General features: G+C 30.8%; 4 protein-coding genes and 1 pseudogene. 3 read left to right on the forward strand and 2 right to left on the reverse strand.

Going from position 1 to position 4,181, the window contains the following annotated elements; genetic code table 11:
- Positions 1–248: 248 nt before the first annotated feature.
- Together estT and FTU77_RS15700 are read right to left on the reverse strand one after the other, a co-directional pair.
- Entirely contained in the window at positions 249–1,109 is an 861-nt protein-coding gene (gene estT, locus FTU77_RS15695; protein WP_077782102.1) for a macrolide hydrolase EstT, read from the reverse strand.
- 17 nt (positions 1,110–1,126) lie between these two features.
- Positions 1,127–1,423: pseudogene (locus tag FTU77_RS15700) on the reverse strand (FAD-dependent oxidoreductase); the annotation flags it as partial.
- A gap of 155 nt (positions 1,424–1,578) precedes the next feature.
- On the opposite strand from FTU77_RS15700, the gene FTU77_RS15705 reads away from it, so the two are divergent.
- From FTU77_RS15705 to FTU77_RS15715, 3 genes are all read left to right on the forward strand, one after another.
- Positions 1,579–2,229 carry a DUF234 domain-containing protein gene (locus FTU77_RS15705; RefSeq protein ID WP_218944954.1) on the forward strand — a complete coding sequence of 217 codons (651 nt, stop codon included), beginning with the start codon at positions 1,579–1,581 and terminating at the stop codon, positions 2,227–2,229.
- A 165-nt stretch (positions 2,230–2,394) separates the two neighbouring features.
- The gene (locus FTU77_RS15710; protein WP_218944953.1) at positions 2,395–2,925 is read left to right on the forward strand and encodes an NAD(P)H-dependent oxidoreductase; all 531 of its coding nucleotides are present in this window, start codon (positions 2,395–2,397) and stop codon (positions 2,923–2,925) included.
- A 91-nt stretch (positions 2,926–3,016) separates the two neighbouring features.
- The gene (locus tag FTU77_RS15715; RefSeq protein WP_169538918.1) at positions 3,017–4,051 is read left to right on the forward strand and encodes a tRNA-dihydrouridine synthase; all 1,035 of its coding nucleotides are present in this window, start codon (positions 3,017–3,019) and stop codon (positions 4,049–4,051) included.
- The last annotated feature ends 130 nt before the right edge of the window (positions 4,052–4,181 follow it).

Below are 4,181 nucleotides of genomic sequence, written 5' to 3' on the forward strand. Positions count from 1 at the left end.
GTTCAAATGGCGATTCAGCGTTTAATTGGTTTTGGGAAAAAAGAAGAGTTTAAGGAAATTTTGGCAATTTTAAGAAAGCAGAATCCTGATAGGATAAGGGTTCTGTGAAATTTGTCGTGTACAGAGTTTCCTTTTATAAAAGAAAATTGCGTAGTATGATTATTAAAAAACACCAAAAGATGTTATTCAAAGAACACATTGATATTAGCTTCAATCTCTAAACCGTTGATTTGGAAATACATAATACCCTATTTGTTCATTCTTTTGTTATTTGTTGTATGTTGCGTTATTCCATCAATAATTTTATTCCAATCTTCGAAATGTAGTTCGTGTCCGGTTCCATCAAGCGTTATTAGTTTTGAGCCGTTTATCTTTTCAAGTAAAACTGCTGAATTCTTAAAATGCCATATTTTATCGTCCGTTCCGTGTACAATTAAGGTTGGTTGATTGATTTCGCTCAATCTGTTCCAGTATTCTTCACCACCTTGCAGTGCCGCATGATTGAACATACTTATATAGTTATTAGCTCTTTTAAATTCGGCTCTAATCAGTTTTTCACTTCTTTGTTTGTCAAATTGTTTCCTGCCGCTCATCAATTCAGCACCTTGAATTAAATAATTTGCCACACTGTCTTCATTTGTCCAATCTACGGTTTCAGCTTTTCCGTGAAAATCTAAAATACGCGTATCCATTTCAGGAATTGTGGGGTCTGAGTCGCCCCAAGGACCTGATGAGATTAGTGTTATTGAACTTACCCTGTCGGCATATTTTATTGATGCTATTTGAGAAATCAGTCCGCCCAGTGAAATTCCCACAAAATTGGCTTTGACTATTTTATAGCCGTCCAAAATTGAAATAGCATCATGGGTTAAGTCAACAATATCATAGGGGGTTGAACCCGGTTCGTAATTAGTAGATTTTCCTACGTCCCTATTGTCGTAGCGAATAACAAAAAATCCCTTTTCAGATAGTTTCTGGCAAAATTCAGCATCCCAATACAACATGGATACCGTTGCTCCCGCAATCAAGAGTATTGCCGGATCTTTTTCACATCCAAAACTTTCGGTAAAAAGTCTTATTCCGTTTTTTTTAACTATTTTCTCTTTCATTTCCTCGCCTTTCTGTTTTATAGATTCATTAGTTTTTGGAACGAAAAGTCGAGGCTGAACATTTCCGTTTCGTTTATTATTGATTCTGCCTGTGCTTCTCTTCCATAAGCAAACATTTGCTGTTCATAATTTTCAATAGCCTCTTCAATGCTGTTAAATTTCCCATTGGTCAGATTATCCGACAATATCAAGGCATCCATCAACCCACTGTTTACGCCTTGTCCTGCAAAAGGAGGCATCAAATGAGCAGCATCTCCAATCATCGTTATGGGTAATGGACGCTTACTTTTCCAAGACTTATCTAAGGGAAATAGATTTAAAACCTTTGAAAGTAAGTGTATTAAAGGAGATTTTAAAAGATTACAACTCTTATTCAAATAAAAATTTACTTGATTTTTATTTGCTAAGTGGTGGAGTTGCAAAATATATAGAACTATTTATCTTAAACAGTAGTTTTGATTTAAAATCTATGATAGATACAATTATTGATCCAAACTCAATATTTTTGGAAGAGGGAAAAAATAGACTTATTGAAGAGTTTGGAAAAGAGTATGGAACATATTTTTCTATTTTAGCTTTAATCTCTGATTCAAAAACATCAAGAAGTGAAATAGAATCAATTTTGGAAAGAAATATTTCAGGACATTTATCACGACTTGAAAATGACTATAACATCATAAAATCAATTAAACCAATAAATGCTAAACCAAACTCAAAAGTACAAAAATATGAGATAGTTGATAATTTTTTATCCTTTTGGTTTAGATTTATTTTTAAATACCAATCACTAATCGAAGCTGAAAATTTCGATAGATTAAAAGAGATTATCTATAGAGATATCTCAACTTTTCAAGGAAAATTCCTTGAAAAACTTTTTGTGGAACTCTTAAAAGAGAAACAAACTTTCACTTCTATTGGCTCATATTGGGAGAGAAATAATCAAAATGAGATAGATATAGTTGCTATCGATGATATTGATAAGAAACTTCTAATTTGTGAAGTAAAACTAAATGAAAAACGGATAAACTATCAGGCTTTAGTTTTGAAATCTCAAAAATTAATTCAAGAGTATAAAGATTATGAGATAGAGTATAGGCTTTTATCGATAAAAGATATTTAAAATTAGAAAAACAGATAATAGCTGGTGCTAGAGTGGTTGCTAGGGTAATTACTCTAATTTCAAGTTGGTGCAAGTGGTTTTTGCAAACTTTGTATAAAGCCTTAATCGATATAAAAGTTAAGTTTGATTATATATAATTGTTGAATAATTTAAAAGGAGTACAAAATGAAAAAAGTTTTAATTTTAAATGGACACCAATATTATGAAAATGTTGCAAAAGGTGAATTAACTGAAAAGATTTTAGAAAAAGCGACACAATTTTTCAAAGAAAATAACTTTCTTATAAAATATACAAATATAGATAAGGGTTACGATATAAAAGAGGAGTGTGAGAAGTTTGAGTGGGCTGATTATGTGTTGTTTCAATATCCTGTTTATTGGATGGGTGTTCCTTGGATTACAAAAAAATATTTCGATGAGACTTTTACTCAAGGAAGACACTATGCAAACGACGGAAGAAGCAAAAACGATGATAGCAAAACTTATGGAAGTGGTGGATTACTAAAAGGCAAAAAATATATGCTAAGCTTGACATATAATTGTCCAAAAAGTGAGTTTAACAATCCTGATGGTTTTTTTGATGGATTATCACTAGATGAAGCAAATGTTGCTACTCATAAAACTTTTCAATTTGTTGGATTAGAACCTTTAAAACTTACTCTATGCATGATATTTTTAAAGGAGATTTGGATTTAAATAAAGAGTTAGCTAAATTTGAAGATACTTTAAGAGAGAATTTTAAGTTTAGTGTATATATAATTTGATATATTTAATTTAAGGAGCTATAATGAGTTTATTATTAAACAAAGGTAAAATAGGTGATTTGGAACTAAAAAATAGAGTTGTAATGCCACCTATGTGTATGTATAAAAGTGATAATAGTGGAGAATTAAAAGATTTCCATATGTTTCACTATACTTCAAGAGCAATGGCTGATGTTGGTTTAATTATTGTTGAACCAGCATCAGTTGAGCCAAAAGGAAGAGTTTCATCTTTTGAATTAGGACTTTGGGATGATTCTTTAATTGAAAATCATAAAAAAATGAATGAGAAGTTACACTTATTTGGAGCAAAAAGTTCTATACAATTAGCTCATGCAGGAAGAAAATCTGAAGTTGTTGATGATATTTGTGTAGCTCCAAGCTCAATTGCTTTTAGTCAAAAATCACCATATAAAGTTCCAAAAGCGTTAAGTCTTGAAGAGATAACAAAAATAAAAGAGTTGTTTGTAAATGCTGCAATTAGAGCCGAAAAAGCAAATTATGATTCAGTAGAACTTCACGCTGCTCATGGATATTTGTTGTGTGAATTTTTATCACCTTTAACAAATAAAAGAGATGATATTTATGGTGGAAGTTTAGAAAATAGGTGTAGATTAGTAATTGAAACTGCAAAAGAGATAAAAAATAGGGTAAAATTACCCCTTATTGTTAGAATTAGTGCTGATGAATGGATGCAAAATGGATGGAATATAGAAGACTCTATTTATTTATGTAAAGAGTTAGAAAAAGTTGGAGTTGATTGTATTCATGTTTCAAGTGGTGGAAATATAGAAAATCCAGATAAGATACCAAAAATTGAACCATTTTATCAAGCTAATTGGGCAAAAGAGATTAAAAAAAGTGTAGATATTCCTGTTATTGCTGTTGGTTTAATAACAACAGCAAAAGAGGGTGAATATCTTCTTGAAAATAGTTTTTGTGATTTTGTTGCATATGGAAGAGAGTTGCTTAAAAATCCAAATCTTGTATTTTATGCTGCAAATGAACTAAACGAAAAAGAGAAAATTAATAGCTCTTATGCAAGAGCATTTTTAAAATAATATTCTCTGTACACGACAAAAATAGATAACTCATTGAAATAATGTCACAATAATTGTTTTCTAACGACGAATACTATGACACATCTCAATGAGTTATATCTTATCTTAAACAAATCTCTAAAATGGAACA

Source organism: Acinetobacter sp. YH12142 (genome assembly GCF_013418435.1).
Classification (GTDB): Bacteria; Pseudomonadota; Gammaproteobacteria; order Pseudomonadales; family Moraxellaceae; genus Acinetobacter; species Acinetobacter amyesii.

What these genes read in the sequence shown, in the direction of transcription:
- estT (WP_077782102.1), bottom strand. Translation starts at nt 1,109, where the DNA reads ATGAAAGAGAAAATAGTTAAAAAAAACGGAATAAGACTTTTTACCGAA.
- FTU77_RS15705 (WP_218944954.1), top strand. Translation starts at nt 1,579, where the DNA reads ATGATAGATACAATTATTGATCCAAACTCAATATTTTTGGAAGAGGGA.
- FTU77_RS15710 (WP_218944953.1), top strand. Translation starts at nt 2,395, where the DNA reads ATGAAAAAAGTTTTAATTTTAAATGGACACCAATATTATGAAAATGTT.
- FTU77_RS15715 (WP_169538918.1), top strand. Translation starts at nt 3,017, where the DNA reads ATGAGTTTATTATTAAACAAAGGTAAAATAGGTGATTTGGAACTAAAA.